14 protein-coding genes are annotated in these 16,440 nt (G+C 75.7%); 6 read left to right on the forward strand and 8 right to left on the reverse strand.

What is annotated here, in order from left to right; translation table 11 throughout:
* The first annotated feature begins 25 nt into the window (after nt 1-25).
* Entirely contained in the window at nt 26-1,063 is a 1,038-nt protein-coding gene (locus HJG43_11765; GenBank protein ID UER55099.1) for a hypothetical protein, read from the forward strand.
* Here the strand turns inward: HJG43_11765 and HJG43_11770 are convergent.
* Entirely contained in the window at nt 976-2,172 is a 1,197-nt protein-coding gene (locus HJG43_11770; GenBank protein ID UER55100.1) for a glycosyltransferase, read from the reverse strand. The two genes, HJG43_11765 and HJG43_11770, sit on opposite strands and share 88 nt — an antisense overlap.
* Nucleotides 2,169-3,371, reverse strand: a complete 1,203-nt coding sequence (locus HJG43_11775; protein UER55101.1) for a glycosyltransferase family 4 protein — start codon at nt 3,369-3,371, stop codon at nt 2,169-2,171. The genes HJG43_11770 and HJG43_11775 overlap by 4 nt, the downstream gene beginning before the upstream one ends.
* A gap of 53 nt (nt 3,372-3,424) precedes the next feature.
* On the opposite strand from HJG43_11775, the gene HJG43_11780 reads away from it, so the two are divergent.
* From HJG43_11780 to HJG43_11790, 3 genes are read left to right on the forward strand one after another with little or no spacing between them, the layout of a single operon-like run.
* Complete coding sequence (locus HJG43_11780; GenBank protein ID UER55102.1) at nt 3,425-4,726, forward strand: glycosyltransferase; 1,302 nt, start codon at nt 3,425-3,427, stop codon at nt 4,724-4,726.
* The gene (locus HJG43_11785) at nt 4,726-5,406 is read left to right on the forward strand and encodes a hypothetical protein (protein ID UER55103.1); all 681 of its coding nucleotides are present in this window, start codon (nt 4,726-4,728) and stop codon (nt 5,404-5,406) included. Before HJG43_11780 ends, HJG43_11785 begins: the two co-directional genes overlap by 1 nt.
* Nucleotides 5,399-7,399, forward strand: a complete 2,001-nt coding sequence (locus HJG43_11790; GenBank protein ID UER55104.1) for an O-antigen ligase family protein — start codon at nt 5,399-5,401, stop codon at nt 7,397-7,399. Before HJG43_11785 ends, HJG43_11790 begins: the two co-directional genes overlap by 8 nt.
* Here HJG43_11790 and HJG43_11795 read toward each other — a convergent pair.
* Nucleotides 7,314-8,399 carry an isocitrate/isopropylmalate dehydrogenase family protein gene (locus HJG43_11795; protein UER55105.1) on the reverse strand — a complete coding sequence of 362 codons (1,086 nt, stop codon included), beginning with the start codon at nt 8,397-8,399 and terminating at the stop codon, nt 7,314-7,316. The genes HJG43_11790 and HJG43_11795 overlap by 86 nt on opposite strands.
* An 80-nt stretch (nt 8,400-8,479) precedes the next feature.
* Here HJG43_11795 and HJG43_11800 point away from each other — a divergent pair, with 80 nt between their 5' ends.
* Together HJG43_11800 and HJG43_11805 are read left to right on the forward strand one after the other, a co-directional pair.
* Nucleotides 8,480-9,211 carry an RraA family protein gene (locus HJG43_11800; protein ID UER55106.1) on the forward strand — a complete coding sequence of 244 codons (732 nt, stop codon included), beginning with the start codon at nt 8,480-8,482 and terminating at the stop codon, nt 9,209-9,211.
* A 10-nt stretch (nt 9,212-9,221) separates the two neighbouring features.
* Entirely contained in the window at nt 9,222-10,463 is a 1,242-nt protein-coding gene (locus HJG43_11805) for a hypothetical protein (GenBank protein ID UER55107.1), read from the forward strand.
* On the opposite strand, the gene HJG43_11810 is transcribed toward HJG43_11805, so the two are convergent.
* From HJG43_11810 to HJG43_11830, 5 genes are all read right to left on the reverse strand, one after another.
* The gene (locus HJG43_11810) at nt 10,435-11,673 is read right to left on the reverse strand and encodes a hypothetical protein (GenBank protein UER55108.1); all 1,239 of its coding nucleotides are present in this window, start codon (nt 11,671-11,673) and stop codon (nt 10,435-10,437) included. The genes HJG43_11805 and HJG43_11810 overlap by 29 nt on opposite strands.
* Nucleotides 11,670-13,160 (reverse strand): oligosaccharide flippase family protein, encoded by a 1,491-nt coding sequence (locus tag HJG43_11815; protein ID UER55109.1) that lies wholly within the window; start codon nt 13,158-13,160, stop codon nt 11,670-11,672. The genes HJG43_11810 and HJG43_11815 overlap by 4 nt, the downstream gene beginning before the upstream one ends.
* Nucleotides 13,153-14,685: a sugar transferase gene (locus HJG43_11820; GenBank protein ID UER55110.1), complete on the reverse strand. Its 1,533-nt coding sequence runs from the start codon at nt 14,683-14,685 to the stop codon at nt 13,153-13,155. Before HJG43_11820 ends, HJG43_11815 begins: the two co-directional genes overlap by 8 nt.
* A gap of 132 nt (nt 14,686-14,817) precedes the next feature.
* Nucleotides 14,818-15,414, reverse strand: coding sequence for an aminoacyl-tRNA hydrolase (locus tag HJG43_11825; GenBank protein UER55111.1), 597 nt, complete (start codon nt 15,412-15,414; stop codon nt 14,818-14,820).
* Nucleotides 15,415-15,490: 76 nt separating this feature from the next.
* A complete protein-coding gene (locus HJG43_11830) occupies nt 15,491-16,156 on the reverse strand; it encodes a 50S ribosomal protein L25/general stress protein Ctc (GenBank protein ID UER55112.1) in 666 nt (221 codons plus the stop codon).
* Between the last annotated feature and the right edge of the window lie 284 nt (nt 16,157-16,440).

Raw genomic sequence — 16,440 nt, forward strand, 5'->3', positions numbered from 1 at the left:
CGGAACGACGGATGTCGGGAGACAGGTGAGCCAGGACCGGTCGAGGACGAGCCGCGAGGTGGTGGCCGCCGTCCGCAGGCTGCTCGTGACCACCACCGCCCTGGTCCTGGCGGCGGCCTGCACACCGACCGGCACGTCCGTCGCGGAACAGACAGCCGAGTCGGTCCGCGCCGGTGAGCCGGGGACGACAGGCAGCGCGGCGCCGGCGGCGTCGCCGACGCGGCGCCAGGCGTTCCTGGAGCCCGTCCCCGCCGACCCGGTTCTCGACCAGCGCTCGGACCGGATCGCCGCCCACCTCGGCGCCGGTCCGTGGTCGGCCAACGTCACCCAGTACGGCGTCCCGGTGTACGACGCCGAGGGCGCTCCGCTGCGGGACGTCGAGTGCCTGCGCGACTGGGGGCACTGCCGGCTGGAGGCGGCCCCGGTCCCCGTGCCGGACGACGCGGCCCCCAGCACCGGCACGGACGCGGCGATGGCCGTCGTCGACCGCCGGACGGGCACGAGCTACGAGTTCTGGCAGGTCCGTCGGGACGGACCGTCCACGTGGGTGACGTCGTGGGGCGACGTCGTCGACCTGTCCCCCGACGTCCCGTCGGTCAGCTCGGCGACCGGCGCCGGACTCGGCCTCGTCGACGGCCTGGTCACCCCGCAGGAGATCGCCTCCGGGACGATCCGCCACGCCCTGGTGTTCTCCACCGACAACGCCTGCGCCGGGGACTTTCGGGCCCCGGCGACGAAGACGGACGGCACCAGCGACCGAGACGACTGCATCCCGCAGGGCGCGCGCGTCCAGCTGGACCCGGCGGTCGACCTCAGCGCGATCGACGGGCTGTCACCGGCCGAGCTCGCGGTCGGTCGTGCCCTGCAGCAGTACGGCGCGTACGCGCGGGACAACGGCGGCACGCCGGTCGCCCTCATCTTCCAGACCCCGGCCGCGGACGACGACCGGCTCGCGCGGGCGGGCCTGGCCGCGGACTACGACCGGCTCGCCCGGCTGCCGTGGGACCGGCTGCGCGTGCTGGCGTCGTGGGACGGCGGCCCTCCGGCGTCCGCGGGCCGGTGACCTGCGGCCTCCTGGTACAGCTGCAGCAGGCCGGCCAGCCACGTCCCGGTCCCGAACCGCTCCTGCACCCGCCGGCGCGCGGCGGCCCCCATCGCCGCGGCCCGCGCAGGGTCCGTCAGCAGGTCGCTGACGGCCGCGGCGAGCGCGACCGGGTCGCCGGGCGGGACGAGGACGCCGGTCACCCCGTCGAGCACCACCTCTGGCACGCCGCCCACCGCGCTGGCCACCACCGCCCGGCCGGCGGCGCCGGCCTCGGCCAGGACCGTCGGCAGGGCCTCGGTGAACGTGGGCAGGACGACGAGGTCACTGCCGGCGAGCAGCGCGGGGACGTCGTCGCGGGCACCGGCGAACGTCACCGCGTCGCGCAGGCCGAGCTCGCCGGCCTGCCGGCGCAGCGCGGGCCCGGCGTCCCCGTCCCCGACGACGAGCAGGTGCGCGTCCGGGGCCCGGCGGCGCACCGCCGGCCACGCCTCGAGCAGGACCCGGTGCCCCTTGGGTGGTCGCAGCGCCGCGACGACGGTCACCACCCGGGCCCGGGCCGGCACACCCAGGCCCGCCGGCAGCGGCCGCGGTGCCGGGTCGGCGAACACGCCCAGGTCGACACCGTTGGGCAGCACCGTCCAGTTGGCCCGGGGCCGGTACCGCTGGGCGAAGGACCGGCGGCACGCCTCGGACACGAACACGGTGGCTCGCGTCGTCCCGGCGCAGGCGACGGCGAGCCGCTCCTTGACCGCCTCGGAGCCGGTGAGTCCTCCGGCGAGCTGGTGAAAGGTGCACACGACGGGACGACCGGCGAGCCGCCCGGCTACCGGCGCGAGCACGGACGCGTGCTCGAGGTGGGCGTGCACGACGTCGCAGCCGGACCGACGCACCTCGACGGCGAGCCGGTACGCGGCGGCGGGGTCGGCGAGCCTGCGTGCCCCGAGGAACCGTGGCGGCAGACCGGCCCGCGACAGCGCACCGGCCAGGGACGCCTGAGGCCCGTCCGGCGGCCCCAGGGACACCACGTCGACGTCCAGCCCGGCCTGGCGGGCCGGCCCGGCCAGGTGCACGAGCAGGTTCTCGGCACCGCCGACCCGCAGCGAGTCGATGACGACGAGCACCCTCACCGAGCCACGTCCACGGCGCCGGGCCGCTGCCGGGCCAGGTAGGCGGCGGCGACCCGGCCGGCGACGTCGTCCCAGGCCGACCCGTCCCCGGTGGCGGCGTACCCGGCGTCCCCGAGGTCGGTCGCCGTGGCCGGGTCCTCGAGCAGCCGCAGCATCCCGGCGGCCAGGGCGGCCGAGTCTCCCGGCGGGCAGACCACGCCGGAGCGTCCGTGGCCGACGGCGGCGGCCAGGTCCCCGACGTCCGTGGTCACCACCGGACGCCGCAGGGTGTGCGCCAGGTGCACCACCCCGCTGGCGTTCGCGACGAGGTAGGGAGTGACCAGGGCCCGGGCGCCGGCCACGAGCGCGGGCACGTCCGCGACGGGCACGTACCCGGCCCGCAGCTCGACACCGGGAACCGTGGCGCACCGGCGACGCAGCGCGTCGAGGTCGACGTCGACGCACGGCCCGGCGACGACGACCCGCGTGCCCGGACGCCGGGCGACGACGAGGTCGACGGCGTCCAGCAGCAGGTCCAGCCCCTTGTACCTGGCCAGGGCGCCGAAGAACAGCAGGTACTCCCCGGTCGCCGCCGGGCCGGGGTCCTCCCCGGCGTAGATGCCCTCGTCGCCGTGCGGCACGACGACGGGCTGCCCGGCGTCGGGGAAGGCGGCGACGAACCCCTCCCGCGAGCGCTCGCCGAGGACGAGGACGACGTCGGTGCCCGCGTAGGCGCGCCGCAGCGACCGCAGCAGCAGCCCCCCGGACTTGTACAGCCCGCCGTCACCGTCCTCGGTGAACGGGACCGGGGTGTGCGCCACGTCGCCGAGCAGGCCCGGTCGGCCGCCGGCGCGCACCGCCCGCCCCACGGCCAGCGCCGCCCACGCGTCGACGGGAAAGCGCCACTCGGAGAGCTGGACGACGTCCGGCCGGGTCCGCCGGACGTGCCGGACGACGCGCCGCCACGCCTCGACGTGCCGCACAGCGCGCCAGACCCGGCGCACCCGGCGCAGCGGCGCCGGGAGCGCGGCACCCGCGCTCGGGTGCCAGGTCGGGAGCACGGGCAGCATCCGGACGCCGGGATGACGAGCGGCCAGCTCCGGCCCGCGACCGGTGAGGAGCTCGACCTCGTGGCCGAGGCGTGCCAAGGCGTCGGCCAGCTGCAGCGTCCACTGGAACAGGCCGCCGGCCGGACTGTGCTCGACGAGCAGGAACCTCACCGTGCCGAGGCTAGGCACCTCCGGCGTGGGAGGCGGCCGTTTCGACTGAACCCGTGACCCGCGGTGACGACTTCCGCCGAATCGGCTGCGCGGCGCCCCGACCGGCTGCGAGCGTGGTCGTCATGGACCTGGCGGACCGCGCCGCGGCGCTCACCTGGGCCGCTGCGGCAGCGGCGGCCTGGACGCACCTCGGCTACCCCCTGCTGATGCGCCGCGCCGCGGCGGGCGCCACCGGCCCGGCGGTCGCCGGCGGTCGACCCGACGACACGCTGCCGGCCGTCACGGTGCTCGTGGCCGCACTCGACGAGGAGCAGGTCATCGGCGAGAAGGTGCGCGACTGCCTGGCGCAGGACTACCCGCCCGCGCTGCTCGAGGTGCTCGTCGTCGCGGACGGGTCCACCGACCGCACCGCTGAGCTGGCCCGGGCCGCGGGTGCCCGGGTGCTCACCGCCCCGGTGCCGGCCGGCAAGAGCGCCGCGGTCAACCGGGGGGTGCTCGCAGCCACCGGGGAGCTCGTCTGCCTCACCGACGCGAACTGCTCCCTGGCCCCCGGTGCCCTGCGCGCGCTGGCCGTCGCGGCAGCGGACCCGCGGGTGGCGGTGGTGAGCGGCGCCAAGGTCGTCGTCGGTGCCGGGTCCCACGGCTCCGGGGAAGGCCTGTACTGGCGGCTGGAGTCGGTGGTCAAGGCCGGCGAGTCCCGGTTCGGATGCGTCATGGGCGCCCCCGGCGAGGTGTGCGCGGTGCGGCGCTCGACGTTCCGGCCAATTCCCCCCGGGGTCCTCAACGACGACTACCACCTGGTCTGCGACGCCCTGCTGCACGGTCACCGGGTGGCCTACGCCCCCGCGGCCCGGGCGGTCGAGACGGTCTCGGCCAGCGCGGCCGACGAGATGGAGCGGCGCACCCGGATCGCCGCCGGCACCTGGCAGACCTCGCTGCGGCACCTGGGCCTGGCCGACCCCCGGCGCGGGATGACGGCGCTCGCGTTCGGGTCCCACCGGCTGCTGCGCAACCACGTCGTCCCGCTCCTGCTGCCCGGGCTGCTGGCGACGTCCGCGGCGGCGGCGTCCCGGCACCGCACCGCCCGCTGGTTGCTGGCCGCGCAGGTGCTCGGGTACGGGGCCGGGGCGGCCGGCTGGGTCACCGGTCGGCCCGCCCTCGGCGCTCCGACGCAGTTCCTGCTGACGAACGCGGCCGCCGTCCGCGGCGCGGTCCGGCTGGCTGCTCGGCGGCAGCCGACGGTGTGGCGCCGGGCCGCGCGCGGTCCCTGGGTACCGGCGGCTCCTGCGCCGGCAACCTCAGGGAAGCCACTGCAGGAGCCCCCGGAGGAGCGCACGAGAGAGCTGGTGGCCTAGTGCACGCACTGCGGACCTCCGTCGTCGTCGGGAGCCTCGCCACGGTGACCGGGCTCGCGCTCGGCGTCCCGGTGGCCCTGGGCCAGCCGGCGTCCTGGACGGCGCACGCGACCGTCCTGATCCTGCCGGTGACCCCGGGGGCGAACCCGGACGCGCTCGCCGGCTACTACGACACGCTGAGCCGTGGCAACGTCCCGGCCACCTACGTGGCCCTGCTGGACGCCGGCGACCCGGCACCGTTCCTGGACACGGAGCTGGACCTGGCCGGCGGTGAGCTGGAGGGGCGCTCGCTGGCGTTCCAGGTGGTCACCGACACCAGCGTCATCGACGTGGCGGCCACCGCGGCCAGCCCCGAGGACGCCGAGGAGACCGCCGACGCCGCCGCCCGGTGGGCGCAGGAGTCCATCGCGGAGATGGGTTCGCCGTACCAGGGGCGGGTCGTCGGGACGGCGGAGGGCACGGCGAGCCTGTCGTCGATCGCGACCGGCTCGATGGTGACCGTCATGGCCCTGGTCGCCCTGGCGGCCGGGGTCGTCGCCCAGCAGGTCGCCTACCGGCTGCTGCGTCGACGGGTGGCCCCGGACGTGGTCGGACACCTCGTCGGGCCCGTCCCGCAGACCCCGGCCTCCCGCCGCACCGACCGGGTCGCCGTCACCGGCGGCCCGGACGACGGTGGCTGACCTCCTCACCAGCCCCGTGCTGGCCGTGCTGGTTCTGCTCCTGCTGACCGCGGCTGCGACGGTCGCCGTGCTGCGCCCGCGCGTCCTGCTCGCCGGCTACGCGGTGGCGGTCGTGACAAACGCCAGCACGGTCGTCGGCCCGCTCGGTCCGCTGAGCATCCAGGTCCTGCTCATCGGGCTGCTGCTGGCGGCCGTCCTCGTCGGCTGGTTGCGCGGCCGACTGCGACCCCGCTGGTCGGTGGTCTACCTGCTGCTCGTCGTCTACGCCGCGGTCCGGCTGCTGTCCCTGGTCTCGGCGCTCGACACCGCGGTGTCGACGGCGGCGCTGGTCGAGGAGCTCAAGCACGTCGTGCCGTTCCTGGCCGCCGCCGTGCTGATGTCCTCCACCGGGCGCGCGTCAGCCACGATCCGCACGACCGCGATGGCCGCGGTCGGGGCCGCGGCGCTGCTGGCCGGTCTCAGCCTGCTGCGGGAGACGCTGCTGCCGGGGGCGGACTTCGGCGGATTCGTCAACGTCCCGGTCGGCGCGGACGTCGGCTCGGCCACCGAGCGGCACTCCGGCCCGGAGTCGGACCCCAACTTCTGGTCCCGGCACCTCGTCCTGCTGCTGCCGGTGGCGCTGGCGCTGGCCACCGACCGGCGCCTCGGCGCGTGGCGGCACGCCTGGTGGGTGGCCGCGCTGCTGATGGCGGGCGGGCAGTACCTGACCCAGTCCCGCGGCGGCCTGCTGGCCACGATGCTGGCTGCCGCGGTGTGGCTGGTCCTGTCCGGGGCGTCGTCCCGGCGACTCATGGTCGGGGCGCTGACCGCCGTCGTGCTCGTCGTCGCCTTCCCCGGCACGAGCACCCGGCTGGCGACCCTGACCATGGTCGAGCCGGGTACGCCGAGTCGCACCGACCAGTCGCTGGTGGACCGGGCGACCGTGCAGCAGATCGCGCTGCGGATGGCGGCGGACCACCCGGCGACCGGCGTCGGGGTTGGCGGGTTCGTGGCAGCGCAGCCGGAGTACCGCCGACTGACAGAGACGCCGCTGTCCCAGCCGCTGGCCCCGCACAACATCTACCTCGAGATGCTGGCCGAGAGCGGGGTGGCCGGGCTCGCCGGCTGGCTCGTCCTCATCGGCGGGACCCTGGTCGTCTCGGCCGACACCGCCCGGCGGCGCCGGCGCCTCGGGTTGCCGGCGCCCCGGGCGCCGGACCACCTCGCCCGGGGCGTCACCGCGGGGCTGTTCGGGTGGGCGGTGTCCTCGCTGTTCCTGCACCTGGCCGGGTTCTCCGTGCTGCTGCTCGTCGTGGCGATGGTCGTCGCCGCCGACGTGCGGACGCGGGAGCTCGACGCCTCCGGCTTCCGCGTGGTCCGCGGCCCGGGGCTGGCCGTCCTCACCCGGCGAGTCGCGCGGGCCTCGGGCGTCGGCGTGCTCGCGGCCGCGGTCGCCGCCACCGTGCTCGTCGTGGCCAGCGGCGAACGGTGGGCCGCGACGACGACCGGGGTCATCGTCGGCGGTCCCGCGGGTGAGACCGCGTACACCCGGGACGTGCTGTCCCGCCCGCAGGTGATCGCGACGTTCAACGCGCTGGCGTCCCGCCCCGGGCTGCTGCACCAGGCGGCCGAACGGACCGGGATCGACCCGGCCCTGGCGGCTCAGGCCACGGTGTCCGCGCGCCACCGCTTCGGCAGCGACGTCATCGAGCTGACGACGACGCACCAGGACCCGGTGACCGCGAGCCGGCTCGCCTCGGCGGCGGGTCGCCAGCTGCTGCAGGACGTGGCGTTCAGCCAGGACCTCTACCGGTACGCGATACGCACCAGCGAGCCGGAGCTGCAGCGCACGACGACCCGTCCGGTGGGCCTCGCCGTGGCCTGCGCCGCCAGCGTGCTGGCCGCCGGCCTCGGTGGGCGCCGGCTGCTCACCCTGACGAGGCCGCTCGCTCGGCGATCGCCTCGGCGCACCTGCGCGTCCCCACCGGCGTCCCCGGCGCCAGGTCGTACGTGAGGTCGCGGCCCTCGGCGAGCACGGCGTCGACCGCGGACTCGACCCGGGCCGCGCGCTCGCCGTCCCCCAGGTGACGCAGCATGAGGGCGGCCGAACGGATCAGACCCACCGGGTTCGCCCGGTCCTGGCCCGCGTGGCGGGGTGCCGAGCCGTGCGCGGCCTCGAACACCGCGGCGTCCGGGCCGTAGGCGGCTCCGGGGGCCAGGCCCACCCCCCCGGCGACGGCGGCCGCCAGGTCGCTGAGCACGTCCCCGTACAGCATCCCGGTGAGCAGGACGTCGAAGGCGGCCGGTCGGCGGACCAGCTGGGCGCACGCGTTGTCGACGAGGGCGTCGTCGAGCTCGACCCCGCCAGTGGTCCCGGCGCCGGGCCGTTCCGCGGCGACCTGCCGGCACACCCGCAGGAACAGCCCGTCGGTCTCCCGCATCACCGTCGCCTTGTGGACGACCGTGACCCGGCGCCGCCCGTGCGCCTGCGCCCACCGCAGAGCGAACTCAGCGGTGCGACGGACGGCGGCCGGGCTGAACGCCTTGAGCGACACTCCGGACGCCGAGACGTCGTCGGCGCCGGCGGCGCGCAGCGCCTCGACCGCGGCGGGTGAGCCGGGCGCCAGCTCCCAGCCGGCGTAGAGGTCCTCACCGGTCTGCCGGACGACGACGACGTCGAGCGGTGGGGCGCTTCCGCCGGCGACCGGCACCGCCCGTACCGGGCGGAGCTGGACGAACAGCCCGAGCTCGCGGCGCAGACCCGTGTTCGGTGAGCGGAAGCCGCCGTCACGGGGAGTCGACACCGGCCCCTTCAGCACGCAGCCCGTCCGCCGAGCCGACTCCACGGTGCCGGCCGGGACGGCGGAGGTCTCGCCACGGTCCAGAGCACTGCTGCCGAGATGCCTTGTGTCCCAGTCGATGTCGGCGCCGACGGCGTCCAGGACGAGAAGGGCGGCAGCGGTCACCTCGGGGCCGATCCCGTCGCCGGGGACGAGGGTGACGAGGTGGCCCATGCCCGAATCCTACGTTTGCCCCGCGCGCCGCACCGGCCGTTGTTACGTTGCTGGAGACGGCACGACGGCAGGAGGCTCCGGTGGCCCAGACAGCAGCGCGCAGGCCCCGTTCGGCGGAGATGAACCCAGGTCCGGGGTTTCGGTTGCGCCGGTCCGACGACCGCCCCGGGGAGGTGTTCGTCGACGCGTTCCGCGCCTACCCCACCCCCGACGTGTCGGACATGATGAACCGCCTGTACACGATGTGCGTGGCGATCCAGCCGATGACCGACCCCCGACTGTCCGTGGTGGGACCGGCGTGCACGGTCAAGGTCTTCCCCGGCGACAACCTCATGGTGCACAAGGCGCTCGACGTCGCCCGCCCGGGCGACGTCCTCGTCGTCGACGCCAGCGGGTCGACCATGACCGCCGTCCTGGGCGACCTGGTGTGCACGAAGGCCCGCCACCGTGGGATCGCGGGCGTCGTGGTCGACGGGCTGATCCGGGACCTGCCCGGCATCGCCGCGCTCGGCGACTTCCCGGTCTTCGCTCGCGGGGTGACCCCGATCGGGCCGCTGCACCGCGGCCCCGGGGAGATCAACTACCCGGTGAGCTGCGGCGGGATCGTCGTGCACCCGGGCGACCTCGTCGTCGCGGACGCCAACGGCGTGGTCGTCGTCCCGCTGGAGAACGTCAAGGAGGTGCACGACCGGCTCGAGGGCCGGCGCCGGGACGACGCGGCGTACGCGGCCTCGGTGGCCCGGGGCGCGTTCTCGAACGGCTGGGTCGACGACGTGCTGGACGCCGGTGGGCTCACCGTCGATGCGCTCTGACCGGCGTCCGATGGCCGGCGGACCGGCACGGCCGGCGCTGGCCGGGGGCCCGGACGCCGTCGTCCTGGGCGGCAGCTCGAACTCCCTCGCCGTGGCCCGGTCCCTGTCCCGGCAAGGGGTCCGGGTGCACGGCCTGTCCGACGGGGCGGGCGGCTCGCTGCTGCGGTACTCCCGGCACGTCGCCGGGTTCGTCGAGGCGACGTCGGCGTCCCGGGCACCCCAGGTCTGGGACGACTGGCTGGACCGTGCCCCGGACGGCGCGGTGCTGCTGCCGTGCAGCGACATCGCGCTGGAGTACCTGGTCACCCGCAGGCCCGCGCTGACTGCCCGCGGGCTGCGGCCGCCGGAGTCCGACGACGACGTCACCCTGGCGATGCTCGACAAGCAGCAGACCTACCAGCTGGCCCGGGCGGTCGGGGTCCGAGCCCCGCACACCGCCACCCTGGAGGCCGGGGAGGACCTCGACCGGGTGGCCGCGAACTTCACCTTCCCCTGCGCGGTCAAGCCGCGTCACTCCCACCGGTTCGCCCAGGTGTTCGGTGTCAAGGCCGTCGTCGTCCGGGACGTCGACGAGCTGCGGCGCACGCTCACCGCGATCGACGAGGCCGGTCTGTCGGTGCTGCTCACCGAGATCGTGCCGGGCCGGGACGACGCCTACTGCAGCTACTACACCTACCTCACCCCGGACGGCGAGGCGCTGCTGCACTTCACCAAGCGCAAGCCGCGGCAGAACCCGCCCGGGTTCGGGCTCGGCACGCTGCACGAGAGCGACTGGGTGCCCGAGGCGGCCCGCGAGGGGCTTCGCTTCTTCCGCGGCGTCGGGCTCGCCTGGATCGGCAACGTGGAGTTCAAGGTGGACGCCCGGGACGGCGGCCTGACCCTCATCGAGTGCAACCCGCGGTTCACCGCCGCGGACAGGCTCGTGCAGAACGCCGGCGTGGACCTTGCGGGTGTCGCCTACCGCCGGGCGGTCGGCCTCGACGTCCCGCCGGTGGCCGACTTCGCCACCGGCGTCCGGCAGTGGCACCCGTGGGAGGACGCCCAGGCGTTCTGGGCGTACCGGTCGGCCGGACAGCTGTCCACCGGCGACTGGGTTCGGTCCCTGGCCCGGCGCCAGCACCTCCCGGTGTTCGACCGCGACGACCCCGCACCGACGCTCGTGCACGACGCGCGCTTCCTCCTCGGCAAGGGCCGGGGCGCCGCCCGCCGAGCGCGGCGCGCGGTCACCGCTGCGGCCCGGCCCCGGGCCTGAGCTCGCCGGGGGACGCGCCGGGCACGGCGTCGTCGACGGGACGGCGCGGGGTCGCCAACGGCTGGCACGGGCTCTCCCGCATCAGCGTCTCCACGACGGCCCGGGCGACCGGCACCCGCGTGGCCACCTCGCGGACCTGGTAGTGGTAGAGCAGCCCTGGCGTCGAGTTCACCTCGATCACCGCGCCGCCGGCGGAGCACAGCGACCGGGACGGGTCCGGGGTGATGAGCTCGACGGCGGCCCACCGCAGGCCCAGGGCGTCGACCGACCGCAGGACGTCGGCCTCCAGCGGCCCGCCCACCGTCACCGTCTCGTGGTCGTGGCCGGCGGTCGCACTGGCCGCCCCCTTGACCGTCACCCGGCACCCGGCAGCCGGCACCGAGGTGAGCCGCAGCCCGGCGTGCCGTACCGCGAGCTGGGTGTCGAGGTCCGGCGCGATCCCCCACTGCCCGTCCGCCCCGTGCGCGAGGACCCGGCGCCAGTTCTCCGCCACGACGAGCGCCGCGACGCTCGAGACCCCGTCCCCGACGACGACGGGCCGGTACCGCCGGACCGCGCCGACCACGCGGCCGTCGAGGACCAGCACCCGAAGCTCCGCGCCGTCGAGCTGCTCCTCGACGAGGACGTCGCGTGACCACCGGCCCGCGGCCACCAGCGCGCGGACGAGCTCGCCGGGGGTGCGCACGTCGCACACGACGCCCAGCCCGCCGCCGGTGTCCCGGGCCGGCTTGACGACGCAGCGCCCGGTCGCGGCGAGCAGGTCGAAGGCCGGCCCGGTGGCGTGCGGGCCGACGCGCACCGCCCGCGGGGTCGGGACCCCGCTGTCCCGCAGCAGCCGGCGGGTCGCCCACTTGTCCCCCGCCGTGGCCAGCGCCTCCTGACCGTCCAGCGGCACGAGGTTCGAACCGAGCTCGACGCAGTGGCCGTCGCGGTCCAGCCGCAGGGTCCCGCCCGGGCCCAGCTCCACCCGGGCGCCGGCGGCCTGGGCGGCGTCCCGCCACACGGCGGCGTAGGCGCCGGTACGGGCGGTGTCGAGCAGCGGGGTGGTGAGCCGCGCGGACCGGCGCATGCCCAGCAGCACCCCGACGGTGCGCGGGTCGAGCACGGTGGCGGGCCACAGCAGCCGGTGCCGGGGACCGTCCACCGGGTCGCCGGCCAGGGCGAGCCGGACGAGCCACCGGTGCACCCACCGGCTCGTCGCTGCCCTCACCGGACCGCCTGCCGGGACGTCGCCGACCGGACCACCCCGACGATGTCGTCCAGCGCGGCCGGTGCGAGCAGGCGCAGCAGCAGCACCGCCGTGCCCGCGCCGGCGACCACGGTGGCCGCGAGCCGGCCCGGCCCGGGTGCCATCAGGCTGGTGACCGGTACCGCCCCGAGCAGGGCACCGGTCGCCGTGACGGCTCCGGGGACCAGCGCGCCCAGCAGCGCCCGGCCGGAGAGCCGGACGAGCCGGTGCACGAGGACGAGCCGGACCACCGCGTTGACCACGCTCACGACGAGCTGGGCGCCCGCGATCGCCACCAGGCCGTGGGGGGCCGCGGCGAGCAGGGCCAGGACGCGCAGCAGCACCACCGGCACGAGCACCCGGGCCAGCACACCGGGCCGGCCGATGGCGGGGAACACGTCGCCGGAGGCGTAGGCGATCGCAGACACGCCCATCGCGAGGGCGATCAGCGCCATCGGCCCGGCCGCGCCGGCCCAGGTGTCGCCGAGCAGCACGCCGGTGAGGTCCTCGGCGACGACGACCAGGCCGGCCGCCGCGGCGAACGCCGGCACGGTGATGAGCCGCAGGGCGCGCAGGACGACGGAGCCGAACTCCTCGGCGTGCACCGCACGCACCCGGGAGAACAGCGAGAACGCCACGCTGGAGACGATCCAGTAGATGTTCGCGAGGAAGAGCTCGGGGACGCGGACGGCGAGCAGGTACAGCCCGAGGTCCTCGGGACCCAGGCGGTTGCCGACGACCACGTAGTCGGCGTTCTCGCCGACCGCGGTCAGCAGCCGGATGGCCAGGACGGCGCCGCCGAACCGAAGCAGGGTGGCCGCCACGGACCGGTCGATCCTGAGCCGCGGCACGAACCGGATGGCCCACCACGTCGCCACCGTGCCGACGAGCTCCCCGGCGAGCAGACCACCCACCAGCGACCACGCCCCCGCCCCGCCCACCGCGAGCCCGATCGACACGACGGCCCGCACCCCGGCCCGGGAGATCTCGACGACCGCCCGGCGCTTGAACCGCAGGTCCCGGCGCAGCACGGCGTCGGGCACCTGTCCGGCGCCGCGCAGCAGCAGGTAGCCGAACAGCACCTGCAGGAGCAGCACGTCGTCCGGGACGCCGAACAGCGCGGCGACGAGCGGGGCCGAGGTGACCGCGGTGACGGTGAGCACGGCCGCGACCAGAAGGTTGAGGGTGAACGCCGTCCGGATCCGCTCGCTGACCCCGGTCTCCTGCTCGTAGACGACGGCCGCACCGACCCCGAGGTCGAGACCGGTCTCGACCAGGGCGATGAGGGTCAGTCCGGCGGCCACCACCCCGAACTGCTCGGGCACGAGCAGCCGGGCCATCGCCAGCGTGGTGACGAAGACGACGAGCTTGCTGCCGGCCAGGGACACCACCGCCCAGCCGACGGTGCGAGCGGCCCGCCCGGCGCTGAGCGACGTCTGCCCGGCCGGCGGCGCGGCGGTGTCAGCCACCGGCACCGCGGACCACCTGGCCGGCGGTGCGCAGCAGGAGCTTGCAGTCGTTCCAGAGCGACCAGTTCTCCACGTAGTAGTTGTCGAACCGGGCCCGGTCCATGATCGAGGTGTCACCGCGCAGACCGGCCACCTGCGCCGCCCCGGTCAGGCCCGCCGGCACCCGGTGGCGGGCCATGTAGAGCGGGAAGCGGCGGGCGAACTCCTCGACGAAGTACGGCCGTTCGGGCCGTGGCCCGACCAGGCTCATGTCACCGCGCAGCACGTTCCACAGCTGGGGCAGCTCGTCGAGGCTGGTGCGCCGGATGAACCGGCCGACGGGCGTCAGCCGGTCGTCGTGGCTGATGTTCCAGCGCTGGGCCGACTCGGTCTGGCCGGCCGGACGCAGGGAGCAGAACTTCAGCAGCACGAAGCAGCGGCCGTCCAGCCCTACCCGCTCCTGGCGGAACAGCACGGGGGACCCGATCCCGACCCGGACGGCGAGCGCGACGGCGGCGAGCAGCGGCGCCAGGACGACGAGCGCTGCCGCCGAGGCGGCGACGTCGAGGACCCGCTTGAGGCGCCACATCTGGGTGCGGAACGGCGCCCGCCGGATGCGCACCAGCGGAGTGCCCCAGACTGTCTCCATGTCGCGGGTGGTGGGGCTCAGCTCGTAGAGCCGGGGGACGAGGAGGATCTCGCAGGCGAGCCGGTCGCAGGCGCGCAGCAGGTCCACCAGCTGGGCCTCGCGGATGGACGCGTAGGCGACCACGACCTCGTCGATCCGCTGGTCGATGATGACGTCGACGAGGTCACTGCTGCGTCCCAGGTGCGGGACCGGACGTCGCTCGGCCGGCAGCAGCGGGTCGTCGTCGAGGAACCCGACCGGCAGCAGGCCGGTCTCGGGGTGCTCGAGGAACGTGGTGGCGAGCTGCCCGGCGAGCTCGCCGCCGCCGAGCACGAGGGTGCGGTGGGTGACCCGGCCGCGACGCCGCGCCGCCCGCAGGAACGCGTAGACGACGGCTCGCCCGAGGGTGGCGAGGGCCGCCATCGCCCCCGCGGCGAGCAGCGTGGCCCGGCCGGCCCACCCGTCGAGGAAGGCGCCGAGGCCGGTGACCACCGCGCCGGCGATGAGGGCCCGGCCGACGAGACCGGCGACGTCGTCGAGGACGGACGGGGTGAGCCGGTTGCGGTAGAGCCCACCGACGGCGAACAGGGCGATCGTCAGGGCGCCCATCGTCAGCACCCGACGGGAGACCTCCTCGACGACGACCGCCGCCCCGGCGACCGCCAGCACGTCCACGGCGACGAGCAGCGCGGGCCACCACGGGGTGAAGTGCCCCTGCCAGGGCGGGCGAGGGGCCAGCGGTCGGCGGGTGAACCAGCCGGGACGGCTCCCGGTGGCCGGTGCCGACGTCGGCGCCGGGGACCGGCGAGGCGCGGGCACCTGCGTCGTCCGGGGGGTGGCGACGTCCGGGACGCCCGCCTGCTCGACGTCCGCCTGCTGTACCGGGAGGTCATGCCCCGGCCCCGTGGTGCTCTCCATCAACCCGGCCTCCTCGTCGTGTCCTGATGACACGGGAGGAGCCGGGGGCAGGCCCAGGTGCTTTACCTCCGCTTGACCCTTATCCGCGACGATGTCGCGGGAGCGTCACGAGGACGTGACGCGGCGTCACGCTCACTGGGAGGTGTGCACGGTGAGCTGGGCACGTTCGAGCCCTTCGGTCACCACGAGCTCCACGGCGTCCGCGGCGTCGGCGAGCAGGAACGGCAGGTCCGCACGCTCCGCCGGGGAGAAGTCCCGCAGGACGTAGTCCGCCGGGTCCATCCGCCCGGGTGGGCGACCGATCCCGCACCGAAGGCGCACGTAGTCCCGGGTGCCGAGGGCCTTGCTGATGTCTCGCAGCCCGTTGTGGCCGCCCTCACCGCCCCCTCGCTTGAGCCGCAGCGTCCCGAACGGCAGGTCGAGCTCGTCGTGCACGACGAGGACGTCGGTGGGCTCGACGGAGAAGAACCGGACCAGGGCCGCGACCGGGCCGCCGGAGACGTTCATGTACGTGGCCGGCTTGGCGAGGACCACCCGGGGGCCGGGGGCCCCGCCCGGCAGCGTGCCCAGTCGGGCCTCGGCGACGGCGGCCCGGCTGCGGTGGGCGCGGAAGACTGCCCCGGTGCGGCCGGCCAGCTCGTCGAGGACCATGTGGCCGACGTTGTGCCGGTTGCCCGCGTAGCCGGCACCGGGGTTGCCGAGCCCGACGACGATCCACAGGTCGGTCACGGGGGCGCTCCTGGTGTGCGGGCGAGGGGACGGCGAGGTGCGTCGGGGCCGCCGTGACGGCGGCCCCGACGACGGGTCACTCCTGCTCGGTGTCCCCGGCCGGCGAACCCTCGGCGGGCGCCGCGGCGGCCTGCTCAGAGGTCTCGTGCGCGATACCGACCTCCGCCTCGGCCTCGGCCAGCTCGGCCTCCAGCGCGGCCGAGGTCATCGCCTGGGACACGTTGACGACGAGCGCCTCGGGGTCCGTGACCAGCGTCGTGCCGGGGGGCAGCTCGATGTCACCGGCGTGGATCTGGGTGCCGGCCCGGAGGCCCTCGACGGAGACCTCGACGCTCTCCGGGATGTGGGTGGCCTCGGCCTCGACGAGCAGCGTCTGGTGCTCCACGGTGACGAACGTCTCCGGCGCGGCCTCGCCGGTCACGTGGACGGCGATCTCGACCTCGACCTTCTCCCCGCGGCGCACGACGACGAGGTCGACGTGCTCGATGAACCGCTTCACCGGGTCCCGCTGGACGTCCTTGACCAGGGCCAGCGTCGAGCGCCCTCCCTCGATCTGCAGGTCGAGCAGGGCGTTGGAGTGCTTGAGCGCCAGCATCGTCTCGTGGCCCGGCAGGGTGATGTGCGTGGGCTGCTCACCGTGGCCGTAGACGACGGCGGGGATCTTGTCCGCGCGGCGGATGCGGCGGGCGGCACCCTTGCCGAACTGGGTGCGGACCTCGGCGGTGATCTTGTTCTCGGACACGGCGCATCGCTCCTGGGCTGGGATGGTGTCTGGGCTGGGACGGTGTCGTTCGGGCGGTGGCCTCGACGCGGGGCGCGGCACGGTCGCAGGACCACCGCGTCGATCACGGACGGACGGCTGGCCAGCCGTGCGGCGTCCCTCGCCGAGGCAACCGGGCGAGTCTAGCCAGCGCCCCTCCGCTGGCCCAACTCGCCCAACTCGCCCCACCCTCCCCCGCGACCAGCCGAGCCCCTCTTCGTAGTAATGGCGTTCTGGGAGGGGGTTCGCATAGAACGTCCTCCTGT

The sequence above is a fragment of the Kineosporiaceae bacterium SCSIO 59966 genome (assembly GCA_020881835.1).
Lineage (GTDB): Bacteria > Actinomycetota > Actinomycetes > Actinomycetales > SCSIO-59966 > SCSIO-59966.